Genomic DNA, 14,025 nt, shown 5'->3' with positions numbered 1-14,025 from the left:
GCCTCCGAGTCCTCAGGGGTATAACTGCATTCTCACAACGTGGACATCGAGGTCCGTGGGCCCGGAGCCAGTGGATTACCCTCGTATCTCGTGAGCAGCAATCTCGTGGATCTCGATTCCTGGCGAGCCCTCCCCGCGGCGCAGCAACCTGACTGGCCCGACCGCGGCGAGCTCGACAAGGTCGTCGCCGAGCTCGGCGGCCTGCCCCCACTGGTCTTCGCCGGCGAGTGCGACCAGCTCAAGGAGCAGCTGGCCGCCGTCGCCCGGGGTGAGGCCTTCGTCCTGCAGGGCGGCGACTGCGCGGAGACCTTCTCCGGCGCGACCGCCGACAACGTGCGCAACAAGCTCAAGACGCTGCTGCAGATGGCGATCGTGCTGACGTACGCGGGCAAGGTGCCGGTCGTGAAGATCGGCCGGGTCGCGGGCCAGTTCGCCAAGCCGCGCTCCAAGGGCAGCGAGGTCCGTGACGGGATCGAGCTGCCCGCCTACCGGGGCGACATGGTCAACGGGTTCGACTTCACCGCCGAGGCGCGCCGGCCCGATCCATGGCGGCTGCTCAAGGCCTACCACTCCTCGGCCGTGACCCTCAACCTCGCCCGCGCCTTCACCAAGGGCGGCTACGCCGACCTGCGCCAGGTGCACGCGTGGAACCAGGACTTCGTGGCCGAGTCGCCCGCCGGGCGCCGCTACGAGCAGCTGGCCAGGGAGATCGACCAGGCGCTCGCGTTCATGCGGGCCTGCGGGGCCGATCCCGAGGAGTTCCACACCGTGGAGTTCTACTCCTCGCACGAGGCGCTCATCCTCGACTACGACCGTGCGCTCACGCGCATCGACTCGCGTACGGGGCTGCCGTACGACGTGTCGGCGCACATGGTCTGGATCGGCGAGCGCACCCGCCAGCTCGACGGGGCGCACGTCGACTTCTTCGCCCGCATCCGCAACCCGATCGGCGTCAAGCTCGGGCCCACCACGACGCCCGACGAGGCCGTGGCGCTCATCGAGAAGCTCAACCCGGGCAACGAGGCGGGGCGGCTCACGTTCATCACCCGGATGGGCGCCTCCAAGATCCGCGAGCACCTGCCGGCCCTGGTCAAGGAGGTCACGGCCACGGGGGCGCGGGTCGCCTGGATCTGCGACCCGATGCACGGCAACACCTTCGAGGCGCCCAGCGGGCACAAGACCCGCCGGCTCGACGACGTGCTGGACGAGGTGGCGGGCTTCTTCGAGGTGCACCGGTCGCTGGGCACGCATCCCGGCGGGATCCACATCGAGTTCACCGGTGACGACGTGACGGAGTGCGTGGGCGGCGGGCACGAGATCGCCGAGGACGACCTCGCGACCCGCTACGAGACGGCCTGCGACCCGCGGCTCAACCGCAGCCAGTCCCTCGACCTCGCCTTCCGCGTCGCCGAGCTCTACCGCGGCTGACCTCACCCGCACCTGAGGGGACGCGCCCGCCTTCCAAGCGCGCGTCCCCTTTCTGCTGCCCACCCGCTTCCGACACCCGGCCCACTTCGGCGTGCCGCCCACCACCCCCGCCGAAGACCGCACCCCGGCTCCGGACGCCTCCCCGCAACAGCGCCCGCCCGATAACAGCGGCCCGCCCGCGACGCCCGTCCGCGCCGTGCGATCGGGCGGGAGGCGAAGGCGCCGGGGGCACCGGTGGCGGGCGGTTTTCAGGGGTCGAGGGTCACGGCGTGCGAGGGGTGGGGGGCAGGGGGTGATGGGGGTGGGTGATGTACGTCTCACTGGTGCCGCGAGTAGAACCAAATTCCGGGGAAACCGGGGAATCCACGGCTATGATCGCCCGCAAAAAGGGCGATATTTCAGGAGAAATCGTGGACAGTGCCCCCGAGGGGGTGGACCCTAACGTCCCCAACGTCGCACGGATGTACGACTACTTCCTCGACGGAAAGGACAACTTCGCCGCCGATCGGGCAGCCGCCGAGCAGATCCTGCAGACGTTCCCCAACACCAAGGAGGGCGCCCGCGCGAACAGGGCGTTCCTGCGCCGCGCCGTGCGGCACCTGGTCGATTCGGGCGTACGGCAGATCGTCGACCTCGGCGCGGGGCTGCCGACTCAGGGGAACACGCACGAGATCGCCCCTGAGGCGCGGGTCGTCTACGTCGACAACGACGCCGTGGTCTGTGTGCACGGCAGGGCCCTGCTGGCCAGGACCGAGAACGTGGACTTCCTGCAGGCGGACGTACGCGAGACCGACACGCTGCTGGACAAGCTGGGCGACATGGTCGACTTCGACCGGCCGGTGGCGTTCCTGATGCTGGCGATCCTGCACTTCATCCCGGATTACGTCGCGTACGACATGGTGGCCAAGCTGCGTGCGGCGAGCGCGCCCGGCAGTCGGTTGGTGCTCAGCCATGCCATCGACACCACGCCGGACACCACCCCGCAGGCCGTCGAGATCTACCGGCGGGCCACGGCCGCGCTGAGCCTGCGGACGCGCGAGGAGATCCTGCGCTTCTTCGAGGGTTACGAACTGGAGGAGCCCGGGCTGACATACCCGAACGGCTGGCGGCCCGACGACCCGGACGCGCCCGGGAACGGGATCACGTTCGGGTACGTCGGGGTCGCCCGAAAGCCCTGAGACCCCTGGGAAGGGTCAGTTCTGCTTCATCTCCTCGGCGAGTTCGGCCCGGATGGCGTCCATGTCGAGCGCCCGCACCTGCCTGATCAGGTCCTCGAGTGCGGGCGCCGGGATGGCGCCGGCCTGGGCGAAGACCACGATGCCGTCGCGGATGGCCATCAGCGTCGGGATCGAGGTGATGTCGAAACCCTGTGCGAGCCCCTGCTCGGCGTCGGTGTCGATCTTGCCGAACGTGATGTCCCCGTGCAGGTCGGACGCCTTCTCGAAGATCGGACCGAACTTCTTGCACGGCGGGCACCACTCCGCCCAGAAGTCGAGCAGCACGATCCCCTTGTCGGCGATGTCGTTGAAGTTCTGCTCTGTTACTTCGATGGTCGCCACAAGTGGCTCCTCGTCCCTCGCTGAAAATTGTCCATGGTTATGAACCCCTACCCTCTCGCCTGCATTCCAGTGTCTATGCCAGCGCGAACTCCGCCACCCGGCACGGATGGTCGGAGAAGGTCGGGATGGAGTCCGGCGGCCGGCTGGGGGCCGGCGGGCTGTGCAGGATGGTGTCCACGCCGTCCCGGTGGGCCGCGACCAGGGGCAGGTCCAGCAGGTCACGCCGGTCGGTGTTGAAGTCGCCGCCCACGAACGTGAGAGGCAGCAGGGCGTAGGCGATCTCCTTGGCCGCCTGCTCCCAGATGTGGCCGAAGTCGGGGTCCTCCGCGACGCGCCCGAACCGGTGGAAGGGCACCATGTGCAGGCATCCGACCGCGATCATGCGCCCACTGTACGCCAGCCGCGCGGTCATGAGCCCCTTGTCGTAGGAGTGCCAGTCGCCCTTCACCAGGCAGGGGTTGGGCAGGACGGCGCGCCTGACGTCTTCCAGGGGGGTTCTGGCGGCCAGCGCGATGCCGGCGGACCCGGTCCCGCACATCGCGGGTGACAGCGGATGACCCTCGACGTGCCGCAGCTCCGTCCGCCCGGCGATCGCGTCGAGCATCGGGGAGCGGTTGCCGTCGAAGACGACCTCCTGCAGGGCCAGCACGTCGAGGTCCAGCTCCCTGATCAGCCGCACCACCTCGTGCGTGCCGGATTGATCGCCACCGTCGTGCCGGCCTTCGTGGACGTTCCAGGTCCCGACGCGCAGCGCACGCGTCCGGGATCGATCAACGTGCGCCATTGCACGCTCACCTTCTCCCAGGGGGTTCAGCCCGACGCCATCCCGGAATCAGGACGGTATCGGAAGATCCATCCTATTTGCGGTCCGCCCCGAACGAGACCTGGGTCCCCGGGTTTTGTGACGTTCATCACCGCGTTCCGATAGGAGAGTGAGGGGGGAACATGGCAGGATCGGCTCGCCAGGATCAGCCTGACGTCAAGGGCGCGCTCCGCCGGGCGGAGGAGTGGCTTCGGGCGTGCTACAAGTCCGCGCCCACCGGGTCCGGCTGGGGTCACCACGTCGACGAGGACCCGACGGAGTGGGGCGGCACCCTCGACGGCATCCGCGGCATGATGGCGGTGAAGGCCGAGCCCAACTGCGAGATGCTGGTCGGCGCCGCCGGCTGGCTGCGCGGCCGGCAGAATCCCGACGGGGGCTTCCCGTCCAGGGAGATGAAGTACTCCCCCGCCGAGGCCACCGCCTGGGTCGTCATCGCGCTGCGCGACATGGGCTGGCACCGCGGCAACGACCCGCACGTGGAGCGGGCCGTCGAATACCTGCGCGCGTGCGTGGACGACCAGGGCGCCGCGGCCACCACGAGCAGGGACATCGGCAGCCCGCGGACCCTGCCCACAGCTCTCACCCTCTGGGCGCTGTCCCTCCAGGAGGGCCTCGACGACATCCGCGGCCTGATCACGACCCGGCTGCGGCTGATGCAGGAGCCCGAGAGCAAGGGCTGGGGCATCAAGGTCGGCGCGACCCCGAACGCGGCCACGACCGCGCAGGTCCTGCACGCGGTACGGCTGGCGGGCGTGCCCGAGGAGGTCGACTGGGTCAGGGACGGCGTGACGTACCTGCTCGGCCGCCAGAAGGCCGACGGGTCCTGGGAGAACAGCTACGACGAATGGTTCACCGCCGAACTGGAGGGCACGCCGTCCCGGTGCGTGCACTACGGCACGGGATGGGCGCTGCTGGCCCTCACCGACTTCCCGTCCGACCCACGCTGCCAGGAGGCCGCGGAGCGGGCCGTGCGCTACCTGCTCGGCCGCCAGCGGACGTCCGGCGCGTGGCTCTTCGAGGAGTACGACCCCACCGAGTTCGTCTGGTGCACCACGCAGATCATGGTCGCCCTGGCCAAGTGGCAGGAGATCCGCCCCACACAACCGATTGGAACGTTGGAAAGCGATCTGACCAGGGTGTTGGGAAGAGCGGCTTCCTGGGCCCGCGAGTCGTTCCTTTACCTGGCTTTCGGAGCCTTACTGGTGGCCCAAACCTGGGAATTCATCCGGCCGGTACTGGCCGCGGCCCTCGCCGGCCTCAAGATCGACATTCCAGGAATATGGACGAACCTGATTAGCTCTCTCATTTGGCTCTTACTCACGCTCGCCCTGGCCTGGGCCGGAAAACGGATCGGCAAGGCGCAGAAGAATCGGCCGTGAGCGGCAATTGAAGATCAAGCCAGAAGGTGCGATCATAGAAAAAACCAATACCCCGACCACAATTTCCACCACGGGCGGGCACACCACGGCCTAGGCTCTAGACAGCTCTCCACGAAACCGGGAAGGTGACGATGACCACCCACGTGTTCGTCGAGCCGCTTGAATGGAGCTTCGAGAAGCTGGGGCATCGGGGCAAGCTTTTCGGATCGAGCGGCCAGCTGACGAGCAGCAGTCACCTCATCATCGAGATCAACGGCCGGGTCCCCGCCTGGCTGCGCCAGCGTGAGTGCGATTTCGTCTATTACGTGATCGAGGGTCGTGGCACGTTCCACATCGAGGACCGCCACGAGCACTGCCGCGCGGGCGACCTCGTCACCATCCCCAAGGGCTCGAAGTTCACCTACGAGGGCCACGGGCTCAGGATGCTGCTGGCCTCCACCCCGCCCTGGCAGCCCGCGCAGGAGCAGGTCTTCGAGGCCGACTGACGCTCACGCGAGCACGCCGAGGAGCGAGCCGAGCTTGTCCATGATCTCGTCCTCCTCCAGGGGCCGCATGGACCGCGTGCGCGCCATGGGCGTCCCCGAGGGCACCAGCACGTGCGAGAAGCTCCGGCGCACCGGCCCCCTGATCACGATGGTGGCGGTCATCGGCGCCCCTTGCGGGGCGGCCAGCACGCGGTGGTAGGTGTCGCGGTGCATGCGGTAGAAGGAGCCCGCGGGCACCTCCGCGTCGACGGCGACCTCGAGCGAGACGTGGCCGGTCAGCGCGAAGCCGTAGTCGCCCGGCACGCCGCCGGGCGGCATCGTGGAGTCGTAACGGTCGTAGGACTCGCCGTCGGGGCAGTTCTGCAGGAGCTGGAAACGCAGCGATCCGCACAGCACGAGCGAACTGAAGTCCCAGGCGTGGTTGTGCACGGTCTCGTCGGAAACGACGCCGATCCGCCAGAGATGCACGCGGACTTCCACGCCTCCGGACTCGGAGTAAAGCGATATGCGGTCGAACCCGTTCGGGTGCGCGTACGAGCGCCGGGCCACCGATTTCCGCTGCTCCTGATCGCCGGCCAGACCCCCTAACGCCGTCCGCAGTAAATGGCGGGCCGTCGCGGGAGAGAGATTCGTGGTGAGCGCACTCGTGAGGCGATTGAACGCATTACCGTCCATCGGCCCCTCTTCAAGTAAGCAAGTCCCCTTGAAGTCGAGATTACGGCCGATCTCACAACGAGAAAAGAGGGGGCAGTTTACGAAATATCGCGAAACCGCCCCCTCTTCTCGTGCTTACCCGTTGCCTCCCGGCAGGGTCAGGCCGACGACCAGCGGGTCGTGGTCGGAGGAGCGGTACGCGTCCGGCTGGTAGAGGCCGGGCGGGTTGTACTCCGTGTTGTAGTCGCGGATGCGCGGCTCGTCGGAGTTGATGTGCCAGATCGTCGCGCTCGTCACCCGCTTGAGCAACTGCCGCCCGACCATGGCGTGGTCGAGTTCACCGGCCAGCCCGTCGAACAGGTAGCTGTAGCGCAGCGGCGCGGGCACGAACCGCTTGGTGACGCTGGTCAGGCCGCCCGCCTCGAGGGTGTCGATCGGGTCCTCCTCGCCGTAGGCGTTGAGGTCGCCGAGCACGATCGGGTTGGGCAGGTCCTGGTCCGCGACGATGCCCAGCAGTGCCTGGGCCTGCTTGACGCGGGTGGCGTTCCAGCAGCTCTGCCCGTCGCCCTGGTCGGCGTCGGGGCCGTCGGCCGGGCAGGTGCCCTTGGACTTGAGGTGGTTGACCAGCATCGTGAACGGCTGGCCGCCGCCCTTGCGGCGGAACGTCTGGATCAGCGGCGGGCGGCTGAACACCGGGTCCTGCGACGCCTTCGGCTCGCCGACCGGGGTCAGCCGGCCGGGCTTGTAGATCAGCGCGACCTGGATGGCGTCCGTACCGGGGTAGGGGTGCGTGAGCGCGGCGTACGTACCGGCGCCCACCTCGGCGTTCAGGGCGTCCACCAGCGTCTGCAGCGCGGTCTGGCCGTTGTTCTCGACCTCCATGAGCGCGACCGCGTCGGCGTTGAGGCCCTTGAGCGCGGCCACCAGCTTGGCGAGCTGGCGCTGCTGCTCCACGGCGTTGGTGGCGCCGCGCGAGCCGAGCGTGGTGAACCAGTTGAGGGTGTTGAACGAGGCCACCTTGACGTTCCCGATCACGGGGAACGGCTTGGGCAGGCGCGGGTTGGCGTTCTTGTAGTCGATCGGCTTGGTCGGCTGCAGCCGGTACTTGCCGAAGCCGTACCCGAGCACGCCCGTGACGCCGAACGCGACGTCGCCGGTGCGCACGATGGGCGGCAGGGTGGCCGGGTTCTCCCTGGTGGAGCCGTCGTCGATGAGCAGCGAGCGGCGGACGCCCAGCGCCGGGTCGACGCCCGGCCGGTCGGTCGGCTGGAACAGCCGGCCCTGCGAGGACAGCGTGACCTCGCCGAAGCGGCCCAGGTTGTAGTGCTCGCTGACGGTCAGCGGCTGCGGGAACGTGAGCAGCATGTTCTCGACCTGCTCCAGGCCGCCCGCGGTCTCGGTGGGCAGCTTGTACGACTGCGCCGCCACGTTCCCCGTGCCGCACACGTCCACGGCGGTGACCGGCGACAGCTCCGTCCAGCCGTTGAACTCGGTCGCCCGGCCGGTGACCAGCACCCGGTCGCCGACCTTGACGTCCTTGAACGACTCCCGGGCGAACGCGAACAGCCCCTCCGAGGTCGCGGGGTCGGAGTCCGGCCGCGGATCCTGCAGGAAGAAGCCGCTGAGCTGGTCGGTCCGCTGGAAGTCGCCGGTGACGACGCCCTCGACCCGTACGGTCTGGCCGGGCAGCGGGGTCGCGTCCCCGCTGCCCTGCACCTGGGCGATGCGATGCGTGGCAGGGGTGTCGCAGGGGGATGCGGGATCCGCCGCGGCGGGCGAGGCGGAGAGGGCCACCACAACTAGGGCAGCGAGGGATGCTCGGGATAAAGCGCGCATGCCCGGCACTTTAGAGCCTATTTAGAGCGCATATTTCCACATAAAAGTGGATAGAACATTAAAACATCGAACCTTGACACCGTCCCCGGCGGGTATGACCTCTGCATGGACTGGGTCACCTGCGCGTATTCGGCTGCCTGCACCGGAATCGCCGGCCGGACGACCGGCTTCTGCCTCGCACACCTCGCACCCGACGACCTCTCCCAGGCCCTCGACGAGATGTCCCCCGGCCGCCTGCTCGACCTGCGCGGCACCACCGTCAGCGGCGAGCTGCTGTCCCGGGTGCTCGAAGCCACCGGCGGCAGGCCCGGCAGGGCCCGGCTCGACCGGGTCAGGTTCACCGGCGACGTCCGGCTGTCCGGCGTGACGTTCGCGGGCGACGTGTCGCTCGACGGCGCCAGGTTCGAGCGGCTGGCCTCGTTCTTCGGCGCCCGCTTCGAGGGCAACGTGTCGCTGGCCGGCGCCAGGTTCACCCGCGAGCTGTCCTTCCACGGCGTCACCGTGCGCGGGCACGTCTGCCTCGACCGGGCCGTGATGTCCCGCGACGCGCTGTTCAGCCAGGCCGTCTTCGGCCACGGCCTGTCGTGCGAGCGGGCCAGGTTCGACGGGTACGCCACCTTCGACGGGGCCAGGCTGGGCGACGGGGCCGCCTTCAGAGGGGCGCGCTTCGGCCGTACCCTGTCCTTCCGCAAGGTCAGCGGGCACGCCGGGTTCGAGGCCGCGCACTTCGCCGCCGACGCGTACCTCTCGGCCACCGGCAGGCTGTCGGCGGCCAGGTCCCGCGCCGACGGGCTCCTGGACGTGGCCGTGTCCCGGTGCGGCGTGGACCTGCGCGGCGTCGAGGTGGCGGGCACGACGACGCTGCGGCTGACCGACTCCCAGGCCGACCTGGAGGGCGCGGTGCTGCGCGGCCCCGCCACCGTGACCGGCCGGGGCAGGTCCGTGCTGACGTCGCTGCGGCAGGTGGACGCGAGCGACCTGGCACTGTACGGGCTGGACCTGTCGGCGTGCAGGTTCGCCGGCCTGGCCCATCCGTCGGGGGTGCGGGTCAAGGACTGCACGTTCGCGCTGACCCCGCGCGGCCTGCGGGTGAGCCTGCGCTGGCCGATGCTGCGCTGGTTCTCCCGCCGGCGCGCGCTGGCCGACGAGCACACCATGCGCGGCTGGGCGGCGCCGGGCGACCCCGGCGCCACACCGGACCGGCTGGCCGACCTCTACGCCGGGCTGCAGCCCAGCGACCGCGCCACCTCGGCCGACTTCGCGTTCGCGGCCATGGAGATGCGGCGCCAGGCCGGTCACCGCTGGTGGCTGTCGGTCTCCTGGCTCCTGTGCGGGTACGGCATGCGCATGGGGCGGGCGGCCGGCTGGTTCGCGCTGCTGCTGGCGATCACCACGGCCGCCGTGATGTGGACGTCCACCTCGCACGCCGAACGCCAGGCGGAGCCGCCCAGCCCGGCCCTGAACCCTTAGTCGTCCAGCTCCTCCACGACGGCGGCGATGGCGCTGAAGTGGCGCGAGCGCCAGCCGCCGCCCATGATGCGGCGGGAGAGCTGCTGCAGCTCGTCGTCCGGGTCGAAGCCCTCGTGGTCGAGGAACAGCCTGGTGCCCCTGCCCTCGGGCTCCAGCCGCCAGGTGACCGTCCAGTCGGCCCGCTTGTGGTCGCTCCAGCTGATCTTGAGCAGTTTCTCCGGCTCCAGCTCCAGCACCTCACAGTAGACGATCCCGTCGAAGCCCACCTGCGGCTTGGGCTCCGTGGTGAACGTGAACCGGTGCCCCACCTCCGCCTTGAAGTCGTTGGGCATGAGCCAGCGGGCGACCAGCTCGGGCTCGGTGAGCGCCCGCCACACCTTCCTCGGGGGATGCGCGATGAACTGGTCGATCCTGATCGCGCGCAGGTCTTCAGCCGCCGTGTCACGGGGCATGGTCGTCGTCCTCCATCTCGTCGAGCAGGGTCGTGAGGTCGGCCAGCTTCTCCCGCCAGAACCGTTCGTACGGGGTGAGCCAGTCACGGATCTCCATGAGCGGCGTCGCCTCCAGCCGGTAGTGCCGTTCCCGCCCCTTGCGGGTCTCGGCCACCAGCCCGGCGTCCCTGAGCACCTTGAGGTGCTCCGACACGCTGGGCCTGCTCATGTCGAAGCGCTCGGCCAGCCGGCCGGCGGGCTGGGCGCCCTCGTCGAGCAGCAGGCGCAGCAGCTCCCGCCTGGCCGGGCTGGCCAGCGCGGTGAACACGTGGTCGGCCGTCATGCCTGGCTGACCACGAACCCGTTGCCGAACGGATCCTGGAACAGCAGCTGACGCCCCCACGGCTCGTCGCTCGGCCCTTCGAACGAGACGCCGTGCTCGCGCAGCCGCTCGGCCAGGGCGTCGAGGTCGGGCGCGGCCACCACCAGGCCGCCGATCGGGGCCATGCCGGGGAACCAGGAGGCCAGCAGCAGCGCGGTGCCGGACCCCTTGGGGGCGACGGTGAGCCAGCGGCCCATCGGGAACGGGTTGTCGGTGCGCACCTCGAAGTCGAGGACGCCGGTGTAGAAGGCCAGCGCCCGCTCCTGGTCGGCGACGGGCACGGTGATGGTGAGGATCTGGGATATCGGCATGTCGAACACTATACGTAGGAATTTTCCTACACATCAAGTCGACCCCCGGAATATCGGGGAATTCCCCGATGGGAGACCGAGATCGTTCTCCGTAGACTGGGGTCCATGCGTATCGACGACTACGTGGCAGAGCTCGACCGCGCCCTGGCGGGCCCGCATGGGGCGAAGCGCGATCTGGTCGTCGAGGCGCGCGACAGCCTGACCGACACCGCCGACGCGCTGGAGGCCGAGGGGCTCGAACGAGCGGAGGCGGAGCGGGTCGCCGTGGCGGAGTTCGGGGAGGTCGCGGAGATCGCCCCCGGCTACCAGTCCGAGCTGACCGCCGTGGCGGGGCGCCGGCTGGGCACCCTGCTGTTCATCAGCGTGCCGATCACCACTCTGATGTGGTCGATGATGTGGCGCGTCTATCCCGGCGACGCGGACGCCTGGCGGCACGCGCCCGCCTGGTTCCCGGTGGTCTCGCGACTCCTCGACATCCTCCAGCTCTGCGTCGGGCTGTACGGCGGGCTCGCGCTGTTCGCCCTGAGCCGGGGCGCCCGGTGGATCCACCGGCCCCGGCTGGTGACCAGGTCGCTGGGCCTGCTCGTGTGGATCATGCTGCCGGTCACCGGAGCGCTGAGCTTGGCGTTGACCTTGGGCGCGACGGGCGGGAGCCATCTGGACGCCCTGCCCTCCCTGCTCGCCAACATGGTGACGTCTACCTTCTGGGGCCTGCAGATCTACGGCGCCACGCGCTGCCTGCGCGTCAGCCGTTCGCGGCTCGCACGGCGCTGACCTCGACGGCTTCGGCGCGCAGCACGCTGCCGATCACGGTGGCGAACTCCTGCCACGCCGAGCGCTCCCCTTCGAGCTGCTTCCTGCCCGAATCCGTCAGCCGGTAGGTACGGCGCTTGCGCCCGCCCACCGTGGCCCACTCGCTGGACAGGTAGCCGATGCGCTCCAGCCTGCGCAGGGCCGGGTAGACGGTGCCCGTGGGCACGTTCAGCGCGCCGCCGCTGCGCTCCAGCAGCGCCTCGATGATGGCGTAGCCGTGCAGCGGCTCCCGCTCCAGCACGGAGAGCAGGAGCGCGTCCATGTGCCCGCGCAGCGCGTCCGGATTCATGATTCCGATCCTAGACACCGCACAGGCGACCTGGCATGCCCCGCCCACCGCGCTCCCCGAGGCACCCCGGCCCGAGGCGGCGGGACGCCCCGCCCCTCCCCCTCTCCCCGAAGGATCCCGGCCGAAGTACGGACGCGTGCACTCATGTAGGCAGTCTACATGTAGGCTGTCTATATGTAGGTAGACACAACAACGGAGTTCGCGATGGATGTACTCGAACTGGCCCGGACACAGTTCGCCGTGACAGGAAGCCTCCACTTCCTGTTCGTCGTGCTCACCCTGGGCCTGGCGCCCCTGGTGGCGATCATGAACACGCGCTGGGCGATCTCGGGCAAACCGCTCCACGAGGCCATGACCCGCTTCTGGGGGCAGATCTACGTCGTCAACTACGCGCTGGGCATCGTGACCGGGCTGGTGATGGAGTTCCAGTTCGGCCTGTCCTGGAGCGGCCTGTCCCATTACGCCGGCGACGTGTTCGGCGCGCCGCTGGCCATGGAGACCCTGGTGGCCTTCTTCCTTGAGTCCACGTTCCTGGGCCTGTGGATCTTCGGCTGGGGACGGCTGCCCAAGTGGGCGCACCTGGCCTGCATCTGGCTCGTGACGCTGACCGCGTACGCGAGCGCCTTCTACATCATGCTCGCCAACTCGTTCCTGCAGAACCCGGTCGGCTCCGTCACCCGCGGCGACCGCCTGGAGCTGGTCGACTTCGGCGCCCTGCTCACGAACAAGAGCCTGGTCTTCTCCTTCCCGCACGTCATCGGGGCCGGCCTGTTCACGGGGGCCATGGTGATGGTGGGGGCGAGCGCGTACCAGCTGCGCCGCCGTACCGAGCACGTGGAGTTCTTCACCAGGTCGCTGCGGACCGGCGTGGTCGCGGCGGCGCTCGGGATCTTCGTCACGATCGGGTTCGGGTACGCGCAGTTCGCCGGGATCCAGGACGGGAAGTTCGACGGCAACGTGGGCGCGGCGCTGCCCCTCGGGTTGATGGTCGAGTTCGGGCAGCTGCTCGCGCTGGTCGTGCTGTTCGTGATGCTGCCGATGATCGGCGTGCTGCCGCGGTGGCGGTGGACGCATCCGCTGCTCATGGTGATGACGCCGCTGCCGTTCATCCTGGCGATCATGGGCTGGCTGGCGCGGGAGGTCGGCCGGCAGCCGTGGATGATCTGGGAGAAGCTCACCGTGGCCGACGCCATGTCCCCCGGACTGACCTCGGGCATGGTCACGGCCTCGCTCGCGGGGTTCGCGGGCGTGCTGGGGCTGCTGGCGGTCGTCGACTACGTGCTCATCGCCAGGATCGTCCGGCGCGGGCCGCGCGACCTGGCCCTGGGGGCCGTCCCCGCCGGTGAGACCCGCTCCCCCGCGCTGAGCTACTGAGGAGTGCCGACATGGAAGTGATCTGGTTCGTTCTCTTCGCCGTGCTGCTGGCCGGATATTTCGCCCTTGAGGGGTTCGACCTGGGGGTGGGGCTGCTGCTGCCGCTGCTGGGCAGGACCCGCGAGGGCCGCGACCGCATGGTGGCCGCGATGGCGCCGTACGTGCTGGCCAACGAGGTGTGGCTGGTGGCGGTGGCCGGGACGCTGTTCGGCGTCTATCCGCTGCTGGAGGGCGAGGTGCTGTTCAAGCTGTACCCGCTGGTGGTGGCCATGCTGCTGAGCTGGATCGTGCGGGACGCGGGGCTGTGGTTCCGGCGCAGGCTGGACGGGTTCAGGTGGCGGGGGTTCTGGGACGCGATGATCGCGTTCGGGTCCCTGGGGCTGTCCTTCGGGTGGGGCATGGCGATCTACGCGACGGCCACGGGGTTCGCGGCCTCGCCGGTGCACCCCGTGGGGGTGATGCTGGGGGCGGTCGTGACGCTGCTGTTCGCCTTCCACGGGTGGACGTTCCTGGCGTGGCGGGCGCCCGGGGTCTTCGGGGCGTCCAGGTCGGGGCGGGCCCTGGTGGTGTCGGGGGTCGTGGCGGCGGTCCCGGCGGTGGGCGTGCTCCTGGGCGCCATGCCGTACCTGCTGGCGCACACCGCGCCGGCGGCCACGTTGAATGTGCTCAGTGTCATGGTGCTGCCGGTCGCACCCATCATGCTGGGCGCGCAAGTATGGGTGTGGCGCACTTTCCGCCCAGGGAAGGACGCTGTCCTGCTTCCGTCGTTCTTCTGAGGGCTTCTGAGGGCT

Annotated in this window: 16 protein-coding genes; 8 read left to right on the top strand and 8 right to left on the bottom strand. The window is 69.4% G+C overall.

Annotated features, from left to right (window positions below):
* Positions 1–90: 90 nt before the first annotated feature.
* Positions 91–1,428, top strand: coding sequence for a class II 3-deoxy-7-phosphoheptulonate synthase (locus tag ACIBI9_RS04895; protein ID WP_397220589.1), 1,338 nt, complete (start codon positions 91–93; stop codon positions 1,426–1,428).
* A 410-nt stretch (positions 1,429–1,838) separates the two neighbouring features.
* The gene (locus ACIBI9_RS04890) at positions 1,839–2,606 is read left to right on the top strand and encodes an SAM-dependent methyltransferase (protein WP_397220588.1); all 768 of its coding nucleotides are present in this window, start codon (positions 1,839–1,841) and stop codon (positions 2,604–2,606) included.
* Between the two features lie 15 nt (positions 2,607–2,621).
* Here the strand turns inward: ACIBI9_RS04890 and ACIBI9_RS04885 are convergent, their stop codons facing one another.
* Positions 2,622–2,987 (bottom strand): thioredoxin family protein, encoded by a 366-nt coding sequence (locus ACIBI9_RS04885; RefSeq protein WP_397220587.1) that lies wholly within the window; start codon positions 2,985–2,987, stop codon positions 2,622–2,624.
* A gap of 73 nt (positions 2,988–3,060) precedes the next feature.
* Complete coding sequence (locus ACIBI9_RS04880; protein ID WP_397220586.1) at positions 3,061–3,771, bottom strand: endonuclease/exonuclease/phosphatase family protein; 711 nt, start codon at positions 3,769–3,771, stop codon at positions 3,061–3,063.
* 161 nt (positions 3,772–3,932) lie between these two features.
* Between ACIBI9_RS04880 and ACIBI9_RS04875 the strand changes: the two genes are divergently transcribed.
* A complete protein-coding gene (locus ACIBI9_RS04875) occupies positions 3,933–5,189 on the top strand; it encodes a prenyltransferase/squalene oxidase repeat-containing protein (RefSeq protein ID WP_397220585.1) in 1,257 nt (418 codons plus the stop codon).
* A gap of 131 nt (positions 5,190–5,320) precedes the next feature.
* Positions 5,321–5,674, top strand: a complete 354-nt coding sequence (locus ACIBI9_RS04870; RefSeq protein WP_397220584.1) for a cupin domain-containing protein — start codon at positions 5,321–5,323, stop codon at positions 5,672–5,674.
* A 3-nt stretch (positions 5,675–5,677) separates the two neighbouring features.
* Here the strand turns inward: ACIBI9_RS04870 and ACIBI9_RS04865 are convergent, their stop codons facing one another.
* Together ACIBI9_RS04865 and ACIBI9_RS04860 are read right to left on the bottom strand one after the other, a co-directional pair.
* Positions 5,678–6,142: a hypothetical protein gene (locus tag ACIBI9_RS04865; RefSeq protein ID WP_397220583.1), complete on the bottom strand. Its 465-nt coding sequence runs from the start codon at positions 6,140–6,142 to the stop codon at positions 5,678–5,680.
* A gap of 321 nt (positions 6,143–6,463) precedes the next feature.
* Positions 6,464–8,122, bottom strand: coding sequence for an ExeM/NucH family extracellular endonuclease (locus tag ACIBI9_RS04860; protein WP_397220582.1), 1,659 nt, complete (start codon positions 8,120–8,122; stop codon positions 6,464–6,466).
* Between the two features lie 147 nt (positions 8,123–8,269).
* Between ACIBI9_RS04860 and ACIBI9_RS04855 the strand changes: the two genes are divergently transcribed.
* On the top strand, positions 8,270–9,634 hold the full coding sequence (locus ACIBI9_RS04855) for a pentapeptide repeat-containing protein (protein WP_397220581.1): 1,365 nt from the start codon (positions 8,270–8,272) through the stop codon (positions 9,632–9,634).
* Here ACIBI9_RS04855 and ACIBI9_RS04850 read toward each other — a convergent pair.
* Genes ACIBI9_RS04850 through ACIBI9_RS04840 form a run of 3 tightly spaced genes read right to left on the bottom strand, consistent with a single transcriptional unit; the run spans position 9,631 to position 10,758 of the window.
* Positions 9,631–10,086: an SRPBCC domain-containing protein gene (locus ACIBI9_RS04850; protein WP_397220580.1), complete on the bottom strand. Its 456-nt coding sequence runs from the start codon at positions 10,084–10,086 to the stop codon at positions 9,631–9,633. The two genes, ACIBI9_RS04855 and ACIBI9_RS04850, sit on opposite strands and share 4 nt — an antisense overlap.
* Positions 10,076–10,408 carry a helix-turn-helix transcriptional regulator gene (locus tag ACIBI9_RS04845; protein WP_185073321.1) on the bottom strand — a complete coding sequence of 111 codons (333 nt, stop codon included), beginning with the start codon at positions 10,406–10,408 and terminating at the stop codon, positions 10,076–10,078. The genes ACIBI9_RS04850 and ACIBI9_RS04845 overlap by 11 nt, the downstream gene beginning before the upstream one ends.
* The gene (locus ACIBI9_RS04840) at positions 10,405–10,758 is read right to left on the bottom strand and encodes a VOC family protein (protein ID WP_397220579.1); all 354 of its coding nucleotides are present in this window, start codon (positions 10,756–10,758) and stop codon (positions 10,405–10,407) included. The genes ACIBI9_RS04845 and ACIBI9_RS04840 overlap by 4 nt, the downstream gene beginning before the upstream one ends.
* A 105-nt stretch (positions 10,759–10,863) precedes the next feature.
* On the opposite strand from ACIBI9_RS04840, the gene ACIBI9_RS04835 reads away from it, so the two are divergent.
* On the top strand, positions 10,864–11,532 hold the full coding sequence (locus ACIBI9_RS04835; protein WP_397220578.1) for a permease prefix domain 1-containing protein: 669 nt from the start codon (positions 10,864–10,866) through the stop codon (positions 11,530–11,532).
* Here the strand turns inward: ACIBI9_RS04835 and ACIBI9_RS04830 are convergent.
* On the bottom strand, positions 11,504–11,860 hold the full coding sequence (locus tag ACIBI9_RS04830; protein WP_397220577.1) for a PadR family transcriptional regulator: 357 nt from the start codon (positions 11,858–11,860) through the stop codon (positions 11,504–11,506). The two genes, ACIBI9_RS04835 and ACIBI9_RS04830, sit on opposite strands and share 29 nt — an antisense overlap.
* A 204-nt stretch (positions 11,861–12,064) precedes the next feature.
* Between ACIBI9_RS04830 and ACIBI9_RS04825 the strand changes: the two genes are divergently transcribed.
* Both ACIBI9_RS04825 and ACIBI9_RS04820 read left to right on the top strand, forming a co-directional pair.
* Entirely contained in the window at positions 12,065–13,234 is a 1,170-nt protein-coding gene (locus ACIBI9_RS04825) for a cytochrome ubiquinol oxidase subunit I (protein WP_397220576.1), read from the top strand.
* Between the two features lie 11 nt (positions 13,235–13,245).
* On the top strand, positions 13,246–14,010 hold the full coding sequence (locus ACIBI9_RS04820) for a cytochrome d ubiquinol oxidase subunit II (protein WP_397220575.1): 765 nt from the start codon (positions 13,246–13,248) through the stop codon (positions 14,008–14,010).
* The last annotated feature ends 15 nt before the right edge of the window (positions 14,011–14,025 follow it).

Source organism: Nonomuraea sp. NPDC050451 (genome assembly GCF_044458585.1).
This window is presented reverse-complemented; position numbering and strand designations above follow the sequence as displayed.

Coding starts and splice junctions, on each gene's coding strand:
- ACIBI9_RS04880 (WP_397220586.1), bottom strand. CDS start 3,771: ATGGCGCACGTTGATCGATCCCGGACGCGTGCGCTGCGCGTCGGGACC.
- ACIBI9_RS04875 (WP_397220585.1), top strand. CDS start 3,933: ATGGCAGGATCGGCTCGCCAGGATCAGCCTGACGTCAAGGGCGCGCTC.
- ACIBI9_RS04870 (WP_397220584.1), top strand. CDS start 5,321: ATGACCACCCACGTGTTCGTCGAGCCGCTTGAATGGAGCTTCGAGAAG.
- ACIBI9_RS04855 (WP_397220581.1), top strand. CDS start 8,270: ATGGACTGGGTCACCTGCGCGTATTCGGCTGCCTGCACCGGAATCGCC.
- ACIBI9_RS04850 (WP_397220580.1), bottom strand. CDS start 10,086: ATGCCCCGTGACACGGCGGCTGAAGACCTGCGCGCGATCAGGATCGAC.
- ACIBI9_RS04845 (WP_185073321.1), bottom strand. CDS start 10,408: ATGACGGCCGACCACGTGTTCACCGCGCTGGCCAGCCCGGCCAGGCGG.
- ACIBI9_RS04840 (WP_397220579.1), bottom strand. CDS start 10,758: ATGCCGATATCCCAGATCCTCACCATCACCGTGCCCGTCGCCGACCAG.
- ACIBI9_RS04835 (WP_397220578.1), top strand. CDS start 10,864: ATGCGTATCGACGACTACGTGGCAGAGCTCGACCGCGCCCTGGCGGGC.
- ACIBI9_RS04830 (WP_397220577.1), bottom strand. CDS start 11,860: ATGAATCCGGACGCGCTGCGCGGGCACATGGACGCGCTCCTGCTCTCC.
- ACIBI9_RS04825 (WP_397220576.1), top strand. CDS start 12,065: ATGGATGTACTCGAACTGGCCCGGACACAGTTCGCCGTGACAGGAAGC.
- ACIBI9_RS04820 (WP_397220575.1), top strand. CDS start 13,246: ATGGAAGTGATCTGGTTCGTTCTCTTCGCCGTGCTGCTGGCCGGATAT.